12 protein-coding genes, 2 tRNA genes, 1 pseudogene and 1 other annotated feature are annotated in these 16,642 nt (G+C 61.5%); of the genes and pseudogenes, 3 read left to right on the plus strand and 12 right to left on the minus strand.

Translation table 11 applies throughout. The features are described from left to right. Positions 1 to 203: 203 nt before the first annotated feature. A complete protein-coding gene (gene hemE, locus ACSSVY_RS05595) occupies positions 204 to 1,238 on the minus strand; it encodes a uroporphyrinogen decarboxylase (protein ID WP_454268427.1) in 1,035 nt (344 codons plus the stop codon). 94 nt (positions 1,239 to 1,332) lie between these two features. Between hemE and hemC the strand changes: the two genes are divergently transcribed. Beyond that, positions 1,333 to 2,280 (plus strand): hydroxymethylbilane synthase, encoded by a 948-nt coding sequence (gene hemC / locus ACSSVY_RS05600; protein ID WP_454268428.1) that lies wholly within the window; start codon positions 1,333 to 1,335, stop codon positions 2,278 to 2,280. A gap of 1 nt (position 2,281) precedes the next feature. Here the strand turns inward: hemC and ACSSVY_RS05605 are convergent, their stop codons facing one another. Continuing rightward, positions 2,282 to 3,709 (minus strand): FAD-binding oxidoreductase, encoded by a 1,428-nt coding sequence (locus ACSSVY_RS05605; RefSeq protein WP_454268429.1) that lies wholly within the window; start codon positions 3,707 to 3,709, stop codon positions 2,282 to 2,284. A gap of 104 nt (positions 3,710 to 3,813) precedes the next feature. Between ACSSVY_RS05605 and ACSSVY_RS05610 the strand changes: the two genes are divergently transcribed. After that, a tRNA-Met gene (locus ACSSVY_RS05610) sits at positions 3,814 to 3,890 on the plus strand. Positions 3,891 to 4,401: 511 nt separating this feature from the next. Here the strand turns inward: ACSSVY_RS05610 and ACSSVY_RS05615 are convergent. From ACSSVY_RS05615 to ACSSVY_RS05640, 6 genes and pseudogenes are all read right to left on the minus strand, one after another. Next, positions 4,402 to 5,844, minus strand: a complete 1,443-nt coding sequence (locus ACSSVY_RS05615; protein WP_454268430.1) for an NCS1 family nucleobase:cation symporter-1 — start codon at positions 5,842 to 5,844, stop codon at positions 4,402 to 4,404. Positions 5,845 to 5,934: 90 nt separating this feature from the next. Beyond that, positions 5,935 to 6,753, minus strand: coding sequence for a bifunctional allantoicase/(S)-ureidoglycine aminohydrolase (locus ACSSVY_RS05620; RefSeq protein ID WP_454268431.1), 819 nt, complete (start codon positions 6,751 to 6,753; stop codon positions 5,935 to 5,937). Beyond that, positions 6,750 to 7,247 carry an ureidoglycolate lyase gene (locus ACSSVY_RS05625; RefSeq protein ID WP_454268432.1) on the minus strand — a complete coding sequence of 166 codons (498 nt, stop codon included), beginning with the start codon at positions 7,245 to 7,247 and terminating at the stop codon, positions 6,750 to 6,752. The genes ACSSVY_RS05620 and ACSSVY_RS05625 overlap by 4 nt, the downstream gene beginning before the upstream one ends. Positions 7,248 to 7,309: 62 nt before the next feature. Further along, positions 7,310 to 8,398, minus strand: a pseudogene (puuE, locus tag ACSSVY_RS05630) (allantoinase PuuE); the annotation flags it as partial. 81 nt (positions 8,399 to 8,479) lie between these two features. Beyond that, a complete protein-coding gene (locus ACSSVY_RS05635) occupies positions 8,480 to 9,403 on the minus strand; it encodes an NCS1 family transporter (RefSeq protein WP_454268433.1) in 924 nt (307 codons plus the stop codon). A 437-nt stretch (positions 9,404 to 9,840) separates the two neighbouring features. After that, positions 9,841 to 9,916, minus strand: a tRNA-Val gene (locus ACSSVY_RS05640). Between the two features lie 127 nt (positions 9,917 to 10,043). Here ACSSVY_RS05640 and ACSSVY_RS05645 point away from each other — a divergent pair. After that, a complete protein-coding gene (locus tag ACSSVY_RS05645; RefSeq protein WP_454268434.1) occupies positions 10,044 to 10,649 on the plus strand; it encodes a DUF1989 domain-containing protein in 606 nt (201 codons plus the stop codon). Positions 10,650 to 10,692: 43 nt separating this feature from the next. Here ACSSVY_RS05645 and ACSSVY_RS05650 read toward each other — a convergent pair whose 3' ends face one another. The 4 genes from ACSSVY_RS05650 to ACSSVY_RS05665 form a co-directional block, all read right to left on the minus strand. After that, positions 10,693 to 11,547: a universal stress protein gene (locus ACSSVY_RS05650; protein WP_454268435.1), complete on the minus strand. Its 855-nt coding sequence runs from the start codon at positions 11,545 to 11,547 to the stop codon at positions 10,693 to 10,695. A gap of 14 nt (positions 11,548 to 11,561) precedes the next feature. Then, the gene (locus ACSSVY_RS05655; protein ID WP_454268436.1) at positions 11,562 to 13,052 is read right to left on the minus strand and encodes a SulP family inorganic anion transporter; all 1,491 of its coding nucleotides are present in this window, start codon (positions 13,050 to 13,052) and stop codon (positions 11,562 to 11,564) included. 62 nt (positions 13,053 to 13,114) lie between these two features. Beyond that, positions 13,115 to 13,173: a sequence feature (sul1 is cis-regulatory element that is thought to sense ions involved in sulfur or methionine metabolism; They are found in Alphaproteobacteria), on the minus strand. A gap of 85 nt (positions 13,174 to 13,258) precedes the next feature. Continuing rightward, positions 13,259 to 15,778, minus strand: a complete 2,520-nt coding sequence (locus ACSSVY_RS05660) for a cation:proton antiporter domain-containing protein (RefSeq protein ID WP_454268437.1) — start codon at positions 15,776 to 15,778, stop codon at positions 13,259 to 13,261. A gap of 89 nt (positions 15,779 to 15,867) precedes the next feature. Continuing rightward, complete coding sequence (locus tag ACSSVY_RS05665; RefSeq protein ID WP_454268438.1) at positions 15,868 to 16,638, minus strand: SDR family NAD(P)-dependent oxidoreductase; 771 nt, start codon at positions 16,636 to 16,638, stop codon at positions 15,868 to 15,870. Positions 16,639 to 16,642: the final 4 nt, after the last annotated feature.

Raw genomic sequence — 16,642 nt, forward strand, 5'->3', positions numbered from 1 at the left:
ACATCGCCTTCGGTCGCTTTTGGCGCTTGGACGTGGGACGACGTTCGATCTCTCTCGCATGGCTCGATCCTTTCAGCCCGACATGCGCCCACACTGCCCGCCAAAGGTTAAGATCAGGTTGCCGCGCGGTGCCAATGCGGCGCGGTCCTCCGCGTCGCCGCCTTGTGTACAAAACCCGCGTACAAAACGTACACCCTGTACCCTCAGGCCCCCCGGACCGCGTCAATCATCACCTGCACATTGTCAGGGTCCGCATCGGGCGTGATGCCATGACCAAGGTTGAAAATATGCGGGCCATTCTGGAACGCCTCGACAATCTTGCGGGTCTCGCGCACCAGCGCCTCACCCCCCGTAACCATATGGGAAGACTTGAGATTTCCCTGAACGCAGCCATCCTTTTGCACGTTCTCCGCCGCCCAGGCAGCACTGACCGAATCATCCACCGCCACACAATCAGCGCCGGTTTTTGCGTGAAATCCCATATAGTTATCCCCGGCCTCCCGCGGAAAGGCGATGATCGGAATCCCCGGATGCCGCGCCTTCAGCTCGGAAATGATCCGTTTCGCGGGTGCGACCGCGTAGTTTTCGAAATCGTCACCTTTCAGCGATCCGGCCCAGCTGTCAAAGAGCTTGATCACCTCCGCCCCGGCCTCGATCTGCGCCGAGAGATACTCGATCGTTCCTGCCGTCAGCCGGTCGATGATCCCTTCAAAAACCTCTTTGTTTTCAGCCTTGAGCGCGTGCGCCGGCCCCTGATCCGGGGTGCCGCGTCCGGCGATCATATAGGTCGCCACCGTCCAGGGCGCACCTGCGAATCCAATCAGCGTCGTCTCCTTGGGCAAGGCCCCGGCAAGGTTGCGCACCGTCTGGTAGACAGGATTTAACGTCTCATGAATCTCGTCCACGGGTTTGAGTTTTTCCAGCCCCGCCCGATCCGTAATGGTCGAGAGCCGTGGTCCTTCCCCCGTCACAAACCACAAATCCGCCCCAAGCGCCTGTGGCAAGAGCAGAATATCGGCAAAGAGAATCGCCGCGTCAAACCCGTATCTGCGGATCGGTTGCAATGTAACTTCGGTCGCCAAGTCACTGTTATAACACAAAGAAAGGAAATCTCCCGCCTGCTCTCGTGTCGCCCGATACTCCGGCAAATAGCGCCCCGCCTGCCGCATCATCCAGATGGGCGGCGTGGGCAGGGTTTCCCCGGCGAGGGCTCTCAGAATGGTCTTTTGCGCGGGCATCATGTCCTCCGTTTTGACTGTGGTCGCCTTGACACCCCAAGATGTCAAGCGCCAGGCGCTTGCCACGTCGCTTTGTCACGTCTAAACCTGCGGTATGACACGCAATTTACCCACCCCGTCCCACCCGCTCAAGATCGGCACCCGCGGATCGCCCTTGGCGCTTGCCCAGGCCTTTGAGACGCGCACGCGTCTGGGGGCGGCATTTGACTTGCCCGAAGAAGCCTTTGAAATCGTTGTCATAAAGACAACAGGCGATCAGATCATTGACCGTCCGCTCAAGGAAATCGGTGGCAAGGGCCTCTTCACCCGAGAGATCGAACAGGCGCTCCTGATCGGCGACATCGACATTGCCGTCCACTCGATGAAGGACATGCCCGTCCTGCAACCCGAGGGTCTGCTCCTCGACACCTACCTGCCACGCGAAGACGTGCGTGACGCCTTCGTCTCGCCCTTGGTCGGGTCACTCGCCGACCTGCCCGCCGGGGCCTTGGTCGGCACCTCCTCCTTGCGGCGCAAAGCGCAAGTGCTGGTCGCCTACCCGCATCTCCAAGTGGTCGAGTTTCGCGGTAACGTCCAGACAAGATTAAAGAAATTGGCTGACGGAGTGGCAACCTGCACCTTCCTCGCGATGGCCGGGCTCAACCGTCTTGGCCGATCCGAGGTGGCCACTGGTGCCATTGACCCCGAAGTGATGCTGCCCGCCGTGGCTCAAGGGGCCATCGGCATCGAACGCCGCGCCGATGACACCCGTGCCGCCGAAATGCTGACCGCAATTCACCATAAGGAAACCGGCCAACGCCTTGTTGCAGAACGTGCTTTTCTCGCAGCCCTTGATGGCTCCTGCGAGACACCGATTGCCGGTCTGGCCGAACTCAACGGCAGTACGCTGCGTCTTCGCGGCGAAATTCTGCGCCCCGACGGCAGCGAGAGCCTGACAGACGATCAATCCGCTCCGATCGAAGACGGCGCCGACCTTGGGCGCGCCATGGCCGGCAAACTGCTCGCACAGGCAGGTCCGGGATTCTTTGATTGGCGCAGCTAACCTATTGATCCGGGATTAGTTTTCCAGGGTTCATGATCCCGTTTGGGTCCACCGCCGCCTTGATCGCGCGCATCATTGCGAGGGCGGCAGGGTCCTTATGCGCCGCCATTGCGGGCAGTTTCGACAAGCCGATGCCATGTTCCGCCGAAAAACTTCCGCCGAGCGCGATCACTTCGCGCTCCACCGCCTCTTGCACCGCCCGACAGAGCGCCGGATCATCCTGCGAGGGCCAGCCGACATAGTGCAGATTGCCATCCCCGAGATGAGCGACACCAGTGTTTTCTATATCCGGATCAATCGCTTGGCTGACACTTTGAATGCGCGCGATCAGCTCTTCCATCCGATCTGTCGCCACCGCGATGTCATTCTCAACCACCGGCTTGCGCACCCGCAGGATCTGCGCCGAAGCCTCGCGCCGGGCCCAGATTTCCGCCCGCTGCGCCTCACTCTGCGCCACGACGGCATCGAGAATCAGCCCCTCCTCGTAAAATCCCGCCAGAACCGTCTCGAGATGGGCACAGATCGGCACCTCACCCGCCGCATCCGGCGTCACATCGCGCGGCGCCCGCGCTCCGAGTTCGACCAAGACATTGATATCATATGATTTTTCAAGCGGGAGCCGCATCTCGGGAAACCGCTGCAACAACGCCGCCATGAATGTGCGCGGCATGTATTCAAAAGCCTCAACTGCGCCGCCCGTCTCATCCTGCAATCGGTTCAGCAGGCTCAGGGCCGCCCCAACCGACGGCACAGCCACCATCGCCGTGGCATAGACCCTTGGGCGCGGAAAAAGCTTGAGCACCGCCGCCGTGATGATCCCGAGCGTTCCTTCGGCTCCGATCATCAGATGGCGAAGATCATAACCGGAGTTGTTCTTGTGCAGGGCACTCATCAAATTCATCACGTCTCCGGTGGGCGTCACCACCTCCAGCCCCAGACACAAATCGCGCGTGTTGCCATAGCGCAGGACATTCGAGCCCCCCGCGTTGGTCGAGAGCACGCCCCCCACCATAGCCGAACCACGCGCCCCGAAACTGAGCGGAAAGATCAGGTCGTGAACCGCCGCAGCCTCGTGCAGACGGGACAGGATCACCCCCGCCTCAACGACTGCCACCCGCGCTTCGGCCCGAATTTCGCGGATCGCCGACATCCTGTCGAGCGACAGCATCAGCGCCCCTTCCGCCATCGTTCCCTTGACCAGATTGGTGTTTCCCGAAACCGGTATGATTGGCAATCGCCGCACATTGGCCAATCGAACAATCGCAGCCACTTCGCTCGTTGTTGCAGGCCGCACGACAGCCAAAGGCTGCCAGTGAGTCAACCCTGACCAATCCTGCGACCATGGCGCGGCATCCCTTCCGGTCACGACATAGTCGGGCCCGATGATCCGGCCAATCTCATCAAGAATTGCGTTATCTGGGCCCATCATGCCCCGGATCATGGGACAAAGGACGCGGCACCACAAGACCAGTCAGAACTGGCATTTTCGCCCTTGACGCACGCGACGTGCTGTCATACCAACCGCCACGGTCTGGCGGAGTAGCTCAGTTGGTTAGAGCAGCGGAATCATAATCCGCGTGTCGGGGGTTCGAGTCCCTCCTCCGCTACCATTGCACCCCAGATGGCCTAGACGCCTTGCGAGACGCCAATAGGATCAAGCGGGCGGGTCAGGGTCGTTTTCACGGCCGTCTCGCCGATAAGGACCAGTCTGCGAGGGTCTTGCCGCACCCTTGGCTCGCGGCGCGTGATCCACTCCCAACGTGCTTGGCGCAGCGCAGGCTGATCATGCACTACCCATTCAATTCGACCACCCGATGGGACTCCCCATTGGCTGCACGTCATTCACGAAATCGGTTTGTTTGATCTGCGGGTTCTCAGGGTCGATGGTCGTAGGCAGTCGTGGTAACGCCCTCGCCATCGACAGACCATCCAGATTTGATGACCGTTTGGCCTCATTTTGCATGAAAGCCTTCCACGTCGGTCGCGCCCGCGCTGCGCTGTGTGAGATTGAAAGACCGGCGACCCAGTCCCCTCCAATGATATAGCCCCACTAGAATACACATCAGACTCGGAGACCGGCAGGGGTGTCATTCCGTCTGCCGGTCCAAAGGTCACATTCGGTCAGACGTTGACCCTCCCTTTCTTCAAGAACAAGTAGATCATCCCACCAAGAACCGCGCCAATGACCCAGTTATAACCGGACAGGAACCCGAACCAGGGAACCCAAACCGTTGACACCGAGAACACAGCGGCCAGACCGAAGGCCGTGACTGCCGTACGGTTCCAGCCCTTTTGGTAGTGATAGCGCCCGCCCTGCATGTCGTAGAGGTCGTCAAGGTCGAGATGGCCTTTGCGATGGACATAGTAATCCACGATCATGATGCCAAAGATCGGGGCCAGCGTGGCACCGAGCGTGTTGACGAAACCGCTGATCCCGAATTCGCTGATGAAACTGGTCCAGAGCCCACCGATGATGAGTGCGAAAAACGAAGTAATCAGCCCAGCCTGACGAAAGCTGATCTTGCCGGGAGCGAGGTTGGCGATGCCGTTCACCGCCGGGATGAAATTAGCGACAAGGTTGATGCCGACGGTCGCGGCAAAGAAGGTGATCGCCGCGATAATCCCCAAAAGCACAGAGTCGGTGCGCTCGACAATCTCGCTCGGGTTGGTGATCTCCTCGCCAAAGACCACCGCGGCCCCGGCCGTGGTCAGAAGCGCCAGAGCCGAGAAGAGGATCATGTTGAAGGGCAATCCGGTGAGGTTACCCAAGAGCATGGTCGGCTTGTCCTTGGCATAGCGGGAAAAGTCGCTGAAGTTGATCATCACGGCGGCGAAATAGGCCACCATGGTGCCGACGATGGCGACAAACCCGTTGAGTTCACTGGCAAAGGTTGCATCCGGATTGGCAAAGATCGTGCCTGCGGCGGACAGAAGCTGCCCGTCAGAGCGTTGCCAGAGCACGATGACAAGGCCGATCATCACCAGATAGACGAAGGGGCCGGCGATGTTGAGAAAGGTTTCGACCCAGTTCATGCCGCGCCAGAAGATGACGATATGAAAGGCCCAGACGATGAAGAACGACAGCCAGTCGATGCCGGTGAGGCCAAGGATTTCCGCGCCGCCGCTGGCCCCGGTGATCGAGCGGATCAGAAGGGCCACCGCCGTCGAGGCGAAATAGACCTGCACGCCGTACCAGAACACCGCCACCGTGGCGCGCAGGATCGCGGGCAGTTTCGCGCCGCTGGTGCCAAGGCTGGCGCGCGCCAGCACCGGGTAGGGGATGCCGTATTTCTCGCCCGCAGCCCCCGAGAGATTGACCATCCACATGGTAAAGAGCCCCGCCGCGATAAGGGCGGCAAAGGCGGTCCAGCCGCTGACCCCATACGAGATGAAGAGCGACGCGACGAGCGAGTAGCCAAAGAGCGACTGCACGTCATTGGCCCAGACGTTGAAGATAGCGAACCATCCCCATGTCTTTTCATTCGCGCCGACCGGGTTGAGGGTATTGCCCTCGGGGTCCATGGTATTGCCCTTGGGCACGTGCCCCTGTTCGATTGCTGTCATTTTTTCCTCCCTGACCGATCGAATTCTTGATTTTCGTGACGTTTCATCTGGCCCGAAATACCTCGGGGGTCCGGGGGCAGCGCCCCCGCTTCACAGCGCCATATGCCGGTTCACATCCTTGTAGAGCAGATAGCGAAACGGCCCCGGACCGCCCGCGTAGCAGGCCTGCGGGCAGAAGGCGCGCAGCCACATGAAATCGCCAGCCTCGACCTCGACCCAATCCTGATTGAGGCGGTAGACTGCCTTGCCCTCCAGCACGTAAAGCCCGTGTTCCATCACATGCGTTTCGGCAAAGGGGATCACCGCGCCGGGCTGAAAGGTGACGACCGTCACATGCATGTCGTGACGCAGGTCGGCGGGGTCCATGAAGCGGGTCGTGGCCCAGCCGCCGTTGGTGTCGGGCATGGGGACAGGCGCGATGTCGTTTTCATTGACCACCATGATGGGGGGATGATCGAGACCGGCGACCGCCTGATAGGCCTTGCGTATCCAGTGGAATTTGACGGGTGTGTCGGCTGTATTGCGCAGCGTCCAAGCGGTGCCCGGTGGGATATAGGCAAAGCCGCCCTCGGCCATGTCCTGCGCCTGCCCGTCGATGCTGAGGCGCAACGTGCCTGTCACGACGAAGAGCGCCGCCTCGACGCCCTCTTCTGTCTCGGGGTGGTCCGAGCCGCCGCCCGGCTGCACCTCGGCGATATATTGCGAGAAGGTTTCGGCAAAGCCCGAGAGCGGTCGCGCCAGAACCCAAAAGCGCGCCTTGTCCCAGAAGGGCAGATAGCTCGTTACGATGTCGCTCATGGTGCCGCGCGGGATGACGGCATAGGCCTCGGTAAAGGCGGCGCGGCCGGTCAGAAGCTGGGTTTGCGGCGGCAGGCCGCCTTGGGGGGCGTAATAGCTGCGCGAGGTCATGGGCGCGGTCCTTCTACGGTGAGGGGCTGGTCAAAATGAAATTCTTCGAGATTGTCGCCAGGGCCGATCCGGTCGATCACGGCATAGCGCCCGGCGCGCCCGATGGGGGCCAGAACCCCGTGCCAGACATTGCGCAGAAGATTGACCCCCTGCCCCGGCAGGCTGAGGAAGGCGCACGGGCGCGCGGGGCGGCCATCGGCATCCTCGGCCACGCAGAGCAGCATCGGCACGCCGTCGAGCGGGATGAACGCCTGAGACCCCATTGGGTGCCGCTCCATCAGGTCGAGCGTATAGGGCAGATGCCGGGCCTCGGCATCAAAGAGGCTGATCCCGGCGCGCCCGTCCAGAAATTCGAGCCGGGCGCGATCATGGAAGCGCCCGCAGAGGCCCGCGTTGATCATCCGGTCGGGGGGGCCATCCACCGCGAGCATATCGCCGTAAGGGGCAAAGGCGGCGGCGGTCAGGGGCTCGGCGATTAATGCTGCGCCGGTCATGGCAAGAGCGCCTGCAAGCGCGGTAGGGTGTCGGCCTCAAGCTGCGCGGGGGTGAGGGCACCGCGCTCTGCCGGGGTGGCCTGTCGCAGCACGCGGACAAAGGCGCTGAGCAGCCCCACCGCGCTGTCATGGGCGGGGCCAAGCTCTAGCTGCCATGCGCGGTCCGCGATCCACGGGGCGGGGAGCAGCGGGGCGAACACTTGGGCAAAGCGGGGGTGGTCCATCTGGCTTGGGCGCTCAAACCGGCGGTGCGGATGGGTTTTTGCCCAATGCGCGGCAATGTCGATCCGGCGTGGGCACCATGCGCCCTCGTGGCGCTGAACGTGGTCCAGAAACCGGCGCACGCCTGCGATCTTGCCGGGGCGGCCAATGAGGCGGCAATGCAGGCCCACGGTCATCATCTTGGGCGCGCCCGCCTGCCCCTCGGCATAGAGCGTGTCAAAGGTGTCGGTCAGATAGGATTCGAAATCCGTGCCCGTCACCCAACCGGGCGAGGCGGCAAAGCGCATGTCGTTACATTCGAGCGTGTAGGGGATCATCAACTGGTCGCGCGTGCCGTAGTTGCGCCAATGCGGCAGGTCATCGTCATAGCAATCCGAGATATAGTCGAAACCGCCCTCTTCGGCCACGAGCCGCACGGTATTGACGCTGCACCGGCCGGTATACCAGCCGCGCGGGCGGGTGCCCGTGACCTCGGCATGCAGGCGCACCGCCTCGGCGATGGCGGCGCGTTCCTCGGCCTCGGGCATATCCTTGTGTTCGATCCATTTCAGGCCGTGGCTGGCGATTTCCCAGCCGGCCTCCTGCATCGCGGCCACCTGTTCGGGGCTGCGCGCGAGGGCAGAGGCGACGCCGTAAATGGTGAGCGGGATGTCCATCCCGGTAAAGAGGCGGTGCAGACGCCAGAACCCGGCGCGCGCGCCATAGTCGTAGACCGACTCCATGTTCCAGTGACGCTGACCGGGCCAAGGGGCGGCGCCCGGAATATCCGACAAGAACGCCTCTGACGCGGCATCGCCATGCAGGAGGCAATTCTCGCCGCCTTCTTCGTAGTTGAGCACGAATTGCACCGCAATGCGCGCCCCGCCGGGCCAGTTCGGATCGGGCGTCTGGGGGCCGTAGCCGCGCAAATCTCGGGGATAGCGGGTCATATCGTCAACTCCGGGGATCTTGGTTTGGAAAGAAACGCAGGGACAGGGGGCACGTGGCCCCCTGCCCTCGCCTGGGGTGCCTCAGCGGTCGAGGAACCGGCGCGCGGCGGGCAGGTGCCGCATCAGCACGTAATAGGTGACACCCGCCGGGATCAGGCTGGCATACCAGGAGACCGCCGAGAAGGTCAGCGCCGCGACCACGCCCACCGCCATGGCGATCAGGGCGGCGGGGTTGTAGCCCGCGTAATCGCCGCTCTCGTCATAGAGTTTCTCAAGATCGAGCGTCTGGCGGCGCAGCACATAGTAATCCACCACGAGGATCGCAAAAATCGGACCCAAGAAGGCGCTATAGGTCTGGATGAAGAGATTGAGACCAGCCGCGGATTCGTTCTTGACCAGTTCCCAAGGGAAAGTGGCAAAGGCCAAGAGACCGACGATCACGGCAGAGGTCTTGTAGCTCAGCTTGAACACATCCATCAGCGCATAGGCGGGCGGCACGACATTGTTGAGAATGTTGGTCGTGACCTGCGCAAAGGCGATGAAGAGGAGCGTGACGACCAGCAAGAGCTTGTTATCGACCGCGTTCGAGAAGACGCGGATCGGATCAACCTCACCCGTCGCACTCGAGACCATTAGGCCGATCAGGCCCATAAAGAGCGTCGCAGGCAGGATCGAGTTGGCATAGATCACCACTTGGCGCACCCGCCCGACATCCTGCCGCAATTCGCGGCTGTAGTCCGAGACGTTGAGCATCATCGTGGCGTAGATGCCCAGAAAGAGCATGGTCGCCCCCCAGAACGGCGCCCCCCATGTGCCCTCGACATTGATCAGATTGGTGCTGATTTCATCGCCATATTTGCCGATGACAGAGGTGAACATGTAAATCAGCGCGCCGATGATGAAGACGGAGCCGATATTCTCGAGCCATTTGATGCCGTGAAAGCCCAAGACCGAGAGCATGATTTGCAGGGCCAGAGCCTTTTGCGCGATGATCGGTTCGGTCATGAAATGCCTGTCCTTCTGAGGTTCTTCAGAAGAGATAAACCGAAACTATCCCGAGGGAAGACGTGATCGCTCATCCCGCATATCCCGCTTTGCAAATGTACCGCACAAGAGGCGTGGTCGTGAGGTTCAAACACGCGCTCTACTGGTCCGATATGTATCTAAAGCGCTCACTCTCAGCGCGACGCATATTGGAGACAGAGCCTAGGAAAACTCACGGCGATCGTAATCCACACTGAAACCGCGTTAATCTAAAAATATCCTCAAATACCCGTCAGGCGCTCTCAGATGCCTAAAGGAAAGCTAAACCAACGCCTATTACCGCCATTCACCTTGATAGGATCAAGGTGTCGCACAACTCTGATGCACCGACTCAACAGACCAGTTGAATCCATATAAGCTATTACATTCAATAAATTAGCAAGATCAAGAGGTTGGGATGGTGGGTGATGAGAGACTCGAACTCCCGACATCTTCGGTGTAAACGAAGCGCTCTACCAACTGAGCTAATCACCCGTGTTGCGCGTCATACCCAAGCGGTTCCGCGCGCGCAAGAGGGTTTGCACGCAGCTCTGTAAATCAGCCTTGGCTCTGAGTGGGAACCTGCTAGCCTGCCCATCAAACTGACAGGAAAGGCCCACCCATGTCCCCCACCCTCCACACGATCCCTGCGCGTCGCGGCAAGGCCACGCGATTGAGCGCCGGAGAGGCTATTCGCATCGTAAACACCCATGGCGCGCAGGTGGTGGATACCTGGGCCTTCAGCGCCGACGACATGAGCGAATTCATGTCGATGGAGCATATCCGCCCCACCTTGGGCCGCATCTTTCCAAGCGCAGGCGATGCGCTTGTGACCAACCGCCGCCGCCCGATCCTGATGTTTGAAGAGGACAGCTCACCGGGCCGGCACGATACGTTGATTGCCGCCTGCGATGATTACCGCTACGGCCTTCTGGGCTGCACCGACTATCACGACAACTGCACTGACAACCTGCACGCCGCCCTGCGCCAATTGGGCCTCAGCAGCCCCGAGACACCCAGCCCGCTGAATCTGTGGATGAATATCCCCGTTGATCCTGCAGGCCACACCTCTTGGGGCACGCCCCTCAGCAAGCCGGGCGATTATGTCGTGCTGCGCGCGGTGATGGATTGCGTGGTGGCAATGTCGGCCTGCCCGCAAGACATCCTGCCGATCAACGGTGCCGCCTGCGTGCCCACCGAGGCGCATTTCGAGATATTGGGGCGCTAACGACCGTTTGACCCTCGACCCGGGTTCAGCCTGTCAGACCCATTCAGCGCAGCAATACCACCGGCACCTTGCAGGACCGCACCATCTCGGTCGTGGTTGAACCGATGATCAGGCTGCGGATGCGGCTGTGGCCATAGGCGCCCATCACCACCATGTCGAAACCCGCCTCGTCCACCAGCTTGCCAAGCGCGGTTTCGGGCTGCCCGGCGATCACCCCAGTCTCGGCCACGATCCCCGCTGCCGCCAAGAGCGCACGGGCATCCTCCAGCCCCTTCTTGACCTCGGGCGTGGCCGCGCCCACCGTGACCACATGCACCCTCAGCCCCGCAAAGAGCGGGCTGCGCGCGATGTGATCCACCGCTTTCATCGCAGATGTGCCCCCGTCATAGGCCAGCAACACCTTCTCGATGGGCCGAAAAGCGCGGGCCGCGACAAAGACCGGCTTGTGACAGGCGCGCACAATCCGCTCGATGTTCGATCCCAGATGTCCCTTGGCGAAATCCGCCGCCTCGCCGCGCTTGCCGATCAGGATCACGCGCGCCTCCTGTTCGACCTCGGCGACCGTCTCGACGATATCGCCATGGCGCAACCGCGTGGTTACGTCGGTCACGCCCGCCCCCTCCAAGAGGGCGCGCGCATCGTCCAGAATGGCCCGCCCCCGGTGCGCCACCAACTTGGCGCGCTGCGCGTCCAAGGCTGCCAGTTCCTCGAGCAGCGCCGTGCGCGCGCCCAGCCGGATCGACCCCGAGAGGTCAGTGGTCTCTGCCCCCTCGCGCCGCCCCAACACATGCAAGAGCTCCACCGGCGCGCCGGTGCGCGCAGCAATCCACGCCGCATGTTCGCAGACCGAGGCCGAATAGATCGAGCCATCGACCAAGGCGATGATCTTGTCTGTCATGTCGCTCTCCTCCCTCAATGCGCCATCAACTTGTCGATGGCCCCCGGCTTGTCATGTTCCGCCAGCCTGTCCACGATGGTCTCGGAGGCAGCGTTCATGCCCCGGATTTCCACTTCGGCCCCGTCGCGGCGGAATTTCAACACCGCCATGTCGAGTGCCTGCACCGAGGAAATATCCCAGATATGCGCCGCGCTTACGTCGATCACGACCTTCTCAAGCGCCTCACGGAAATCAAAGGCATTCATGAAATCCTCGACGGAGCCATAGAAAAGCTGCCCCTCGACCCGGTAAATGCGTTCGCGCCCATCCTTTGAAATCTCTGACGTAACCCGGAAAAGCTGCGCGATCTTGCCGGCAAAGAAGATGCCCGACAAGAGCACCCCCACCAGCACGCCAATGGCGAGGTTGTGGGTATAGACCACCGTCACCACCGTTGCGATCATCACGATCGAGGACGAGCGCGGATGCTCTCGCAGATTGCGGATCGACGACCATGAAAACGTGCCGATCGAGACCATGATCATGATCGCCACAAGCGCCGCCATCGGAATGAGGCTGACCACATCGCCCAAGCCCACCACAAGGATCAGCAGGAACAGACCCGCCACAAAACTCGACAGCCGCCCACGCCCGCCCGACTTGACGTTGATGATCGACTGCCCGATCATCGCGCAGCCCGCCATGCCGCCGATGAATCCGGTGGCGCTATTGGCAATCCCCTGCCCGATCATTTCTTGGCTCCGGTTCGATTTCGTGTCGGTCAGATCGTCCACGATGTTCTGTGTCATCAGGCTCTCGAGCAGCCCCACGATCGCCACCGCCACCGAATAAGGCAGGATGATCATCAGCGTTTCAGACGTCAGCGGAATGTCGGGGATCAGGAACACCGGCAATGTGTCGGGCAGCGCGCCCATGTCGCCCACCGTGCGCACATCAAGGCCAAGCGCCAGCGTGAGTGCTGTCAACACGATGATCGTGACCAGCGGCGAGGGCACAGCCTTGGTCAGAAGCGGGAAGAGGTAAATGATCCCCAGCCCCGCCGCGACCAGAACATAGGTGATCCATGACACCGCTCTTGGGTCCAACTCCGGCAATTGCGCCATGAAAATCAGGATAGCGAGGGCGTTGACGAAGCCGGTCATCACCGATTTCGAAACATATCGCATCACAAACCCCAGCCGCAGCACGCCCATGCCGATCTGAATAAGCCCGGCAAGCACCGTCGCCGCGAGCAGGTATTCCAGCCCGTAATCCCTGACCAGCGTTACCATCAGCACCGCCGTCGCCGCCGTCGCCGCCGAGATCATGCCGGGCCGCCCGCCGGTGATCGCCGTGATCACAGCGATCGAGAAACTGGCATAGAGCCCCACCTTGGGGTCCACGCCTGCGATGATCGAAAAGGCAATCGCCTCGGGGATCAGCGCAAGCGCAACCACTAACCCCGAGAGCAGATCGCCCCGGATATTGCCAAACCATTGCGCCCGATAGGCATCTATTGAAATCATGTGAAATCCGTCCCGATCCGGCCAGCCGAAGCCCGGCCCGATTGTGCATCTTGATAGGGTTCAATGATCCGGCGGATAGGCGGCCGGAAGAGCCACCCGGGGCTTGCACCCGGGGTCCATGCGATTACAAGCGGCGTTTAACGACCTTGCTCCCAGATGCCAAGCCATTTTCGCCGCAATGCAACAGAGCCCGGCCTGCCATCCTCTTAGTCTTGCGTGGCGATCAACTCTGGAATGATGAAGGACTCGGTCTTCACACCACGCGCCTTGGCACTTTGACGCACGGCCTCCTGCAAGCCCGCACTGCGTTTGAGCAACCGCCGGAAACGGGCCTCGTCCAGCACCAACAGCGTAGAGGAGGAAATCGCCGTTGCCCCAGTGCGGCGCGGCTTCTGCATCAGGATCGCCATCTGTCCAAACATCTCGCCGCGACCCAAGCGCCATGTCTGACCGGCAACCGCCAATTCCACAGCGCCCGACGCAATGAAAAACACGCTGCGCGCGGGCGAATCCTTGCGGAGGATCACATCCCCATCATTGACATACCGCGTGCGCAAGGCGCGCGTGAGCTGTCGCAGGCTGCGCTCGTCCAGATCGGCAAAGAGAGGAAATTGCCGGACAAGTTCCGCTTTCTGCACTGCCACGTCCAGCTTGGGTCGTTGTTCTTCACTCAATCTGCGCGCCGCGATGTCCTGCATCAGCGCCACATGCAATTCCGCGCCGATCAGGCCGTCTTCGCGCAGCATCCCGTATTCCCGCTCCTCCAGACGTAGCGCGGTGCGTCGAATGAACCGTCGCTCCAATTCCTCCGCATAACCGGGATACTGGAGCCGCAACCCCTCCAGCGCAGTTTCCACCGCCTCCTGACGCCGCCCCAGCAACTCGTGCAAGAGGTCGGCCACCCGCTTGCCGTGAATGCGCCGAATGCGCCCGTCGATGAATCCGCTCAGATCACGCAGGATCAGGCGTTGAGACAAGAGCACTTCGAACCGATCCGCCGTCATCAGCGCCAAAGGCCTTGAAATCCGCAACCGGTTGTTCAGGATCACCGCCGCCCGAAAGCCTCGGCCATAGCGCAGGCTGCGCCGGGCGGCCCGCTGATAGCCAGTCCGCCCACCAGACCGTGCCGCCTCGATCAATCGATCAGCTTCGGTCAGGATCTGTTCCGATAGGCGGGCCGAAATCGCCTGTTCTCGGAACCGCGCAAGAATTGTGTCTCGTTCTGCCCCTGCCAGCGCGATCAACCCCAGTGTGATCCGGTCGCGGTCCTGAATTTCACGGTCCGCCTCAGCGGTTTGTACGGCACCGTCCAGTCGCGCAGCAAAACGCTTGGCCTCGGACCGCACCGTCTCGCGCGTCAATTCGTAATTCTCGGCCGTCCGCGCCACGTCTTCCCGCACAGTTTGCAAGGCCACCGCGATCACCTGATTGCTGAGCGCCTGATCAAGCGGCGACAGCCGATCCAGCCCGAGCCGCCCAATCACCCAGCGCAACGTCGTCCCCTGCACAAGCAGCGTAAAGAGAGTAAAGCCGGTGGCGAGAATACCCACGAGCCGCTTGACTTCGGGGGGCACCCGGAAACTCTCGGTGACCGCCAGCGCGAGCGCCAGCGTGACTGCACCTCGTAGCCCGCCCCAAAGAATGGCGACGCGATACGGTCGCTCGACCAGCGGCGACAGCTTGAACTTGCTCAGGATCGGCATCAGCCCAAAGAGTATCACCGCGCGCGCCGCCACCGCCGCTGCAATCACCACCGCGATCAGAATGAAATCTCCCGCCCGCACCTCTTCGAGCAGCCGAGGGATAAGCAGCGCCGCGAGAATAAAGATGAGCGCCCCGGCCCAATGCGCCAAGAGGTCCCATACCTCGCGCAGGTTGCCCCAGACCGCAGGCGGCAGGCGCGCCGGACCCGTCAGATTGAGGGTCAGCCCCGCTGCCACAACCGCGATAACCCCCGAGGCCCCGATGCTCTGTTCCGCGCCGATATAGGCCAGATAGGGCAATGCCACAGAGACCGAAATCACCGCCAACTCATACCGCGCCATCAGTGCCATAATCCGCACCGCAATGCGGGCGGCCACCCAGCCTGCCAGCGCGCCGCCCGCAATCAGCACCGGAAATTGCGACAGGGCATCCTGAAAGCTGGGGTCCGGCACGCCCAGCATGACAAACCCCATAAAGAGACCAAACAGCGCAATCGCGGCCGCATCGTTCAACAGGCTCTCGCCCTCAATGATGCGCGCCAGTCGTCGCGGTGCCGAAATCGAGCGGAATATCCCCACCACAGCCGAAGGGTCCGTCGTGCTGACAATCGCGCCGATCAGCAAACAGACTACCAGCGGCAGCGCACTCGCCCAAGCCAGTGCATAGCCGACCGCCAGCGTCGCCACCACAACCGCGACAACCGCCAGCACCAGAATAGGCACCCAATCATCCATCATCCGCCGCGGATTGACCCCCAGCGTCACCTGAAACAGCAGCGTCGGCAGGAACACATAGAGGAAAACGTTTGAGCGGATCGGCAGGCCCAGAATCGCTTCGGCCACCGGATTGAGCGCATCGGTCAACTCGGTGCGCAGGAAAAAGATGGACGCAACGCCTATCATCATGCCCAGACAGGCTAAAATCACGGTATAGGGCAGCCTGAGACGCGCAGCCAAAGGCTCAGCAGCGGCAATCACCAAGAACAGCGATGCAATGATTGTGGTGACAAGAACGATATCCATATTTCTGAAATAGCTTGAATATCTGACATTGGAAATCAGAGGTTCGGGGATCACCGATGACTTTTAACACGGTCCCAGCAAACTGCCGCCTAAAGCATCTCTCCGCCGTCGATCACAAGCGCCAGTCCGGTCACAAAGCTCGACCGTGCCGAGGCCAGATAGACGATTCCATGTGCGATTTCCTCGACGCTGGCCCATCGTCCCATCGGAATTGACCCTGCAACATAGGATTCGAGCGCCTTGCGCCCGCCCATCTGTATCTCGAACCCGGCGTTGAAAGGCGTGTCGACAAAGCCGGGACAAAGCGCATTGAAGCGGATGCTATCGCCTGCGTAATCCACCGCCATCTGTTTGACCATCGCCACGGCGGCATGTTTGGTCGTGGCATAGGACACCATGCCCCGATCATACTGGCAGCCCGAGTTTGACGCGGTCACGATCACCGATCCGCCGCCCTGCGCGCGCATTGGCGCAATCACCGCCCGCGCCAAAACGAAATGCGCCCGCACATTCAGCGCCCATGCCGCATCCATCTGCGCGGGCGTCACATCCTCGGCGCGCCCCGGTATCTGGATGCCCGCGTGGCTGTGCAGAATGTCGATCCGCCCCCAGTCCGCAACCACCTGCGCGACCATCGCGGCACAAGCGGCATCCTCTGTCACATCAAGCGCAAAGGCCGCCCCCCGCCCACCTGCCGCCTCGATCTGCGCCAAGGTCTCCTGTGCCAATCCGCCATCAAGATCGGTGACAATGACCACCGCCCCCTCGCGCGCCATGGCAATGGCCCCCGCCCGGCCAATCCCCGACCCTGCCGCCGTCACCAGCGCGATACGATCCTTGAGCATGCCTGTCTCCTGCATCCGG

The sequence above is a fragment of the Roseovarius sp. MBR-51 genome, assembly GCF_053628575.1.

Bases quoted from the DNA above. Each gene is read 5' to 3' on its own strand.
- ACSSVY_RS05660 (WP_454268437.1), bottom strand. From the start codon at position 15,778: ATGGATATCGTTCTTGTCACCACAATCATTGCATCGCTGTTCTTGGTG.
- ACSSVY_RS05620 (WP_454268431.1), bottom strand. From the start codon at position 6,753: ATGACCTCGCGCAGCTATTACGCCCCCCAAGGCGGCCTGCCGCCGCAA.
- ACSSVY_RS05650 (WP_454268435.1), bottom strand. From the start codon at position 11,547: ATGACAGACAAGATCATCGCCTTGGTCGATGGCTCGATCTATTCGGCC.
- ACSSVY_RS05625 (WP_454268432.1), bottom strand. From the start codon at position 7,247: ATGACCGGCGCAGCATTAATCGCCGAGCCCCTGACCGCCGCCGCCTTT.
- ACSSVY_RS05605 (WP_454268429.1), bottom strand. From the start codon at position 3,709: ATGATGGGCCCAGATAACGCAATTCTTGATGAGATTGGCCGGATCATC.
- ACSSVY_RS05615 (WP_454268430.1), bottom strand. From the start codon at position 5,844: ATGACAGCAATCGAACAGGGGCACGTGCCCAAGGGCAATACCATGGAC.
- hemC (WP_454268428.1), top strand. From the start codon at position 1,333: ATGACACGCAATTTACCCACCCCGTCCCACCCGCTCAAGATCGGCACC.
- ACSSVY_RS05635 (WP_454268433.1), bottom strand. From the start codon at position 9,403: ATGACCGAACCGATCATCGCGCAAAAGGCTCTGGCCCTGCAAATCATG.
- hemE (WP_454268427.1), bottom strand. From the start codon at position 1,238: ATGCCCGCGCAAAAGACCATTCTGAGAGCCCTCGCCGGGGAAACCCTG.
- ACSSVY_RS05645 (WP_454268434.1), top strand. From the start codon at position 10,044: ATGTCCCCCACCCTCCACACGATCCCTGCGCGTCGCGGCAAGGCCACG.
- ACSSVY_RS05665 (WP_454268438.1), bottom strand. From the start codon at position 16,638: ATGCAGGAGACAGGCATGCTCAAGGATCGTATCGCGCTGGTGACGGCG.
- ACSSVY_RS05655 (WP_454268436.1), bottom strand. From the start codon at position 13,052: ATGATTTCAATAGATGCCTATCGGGCGCAATGGTTTGGCAATATCCGG.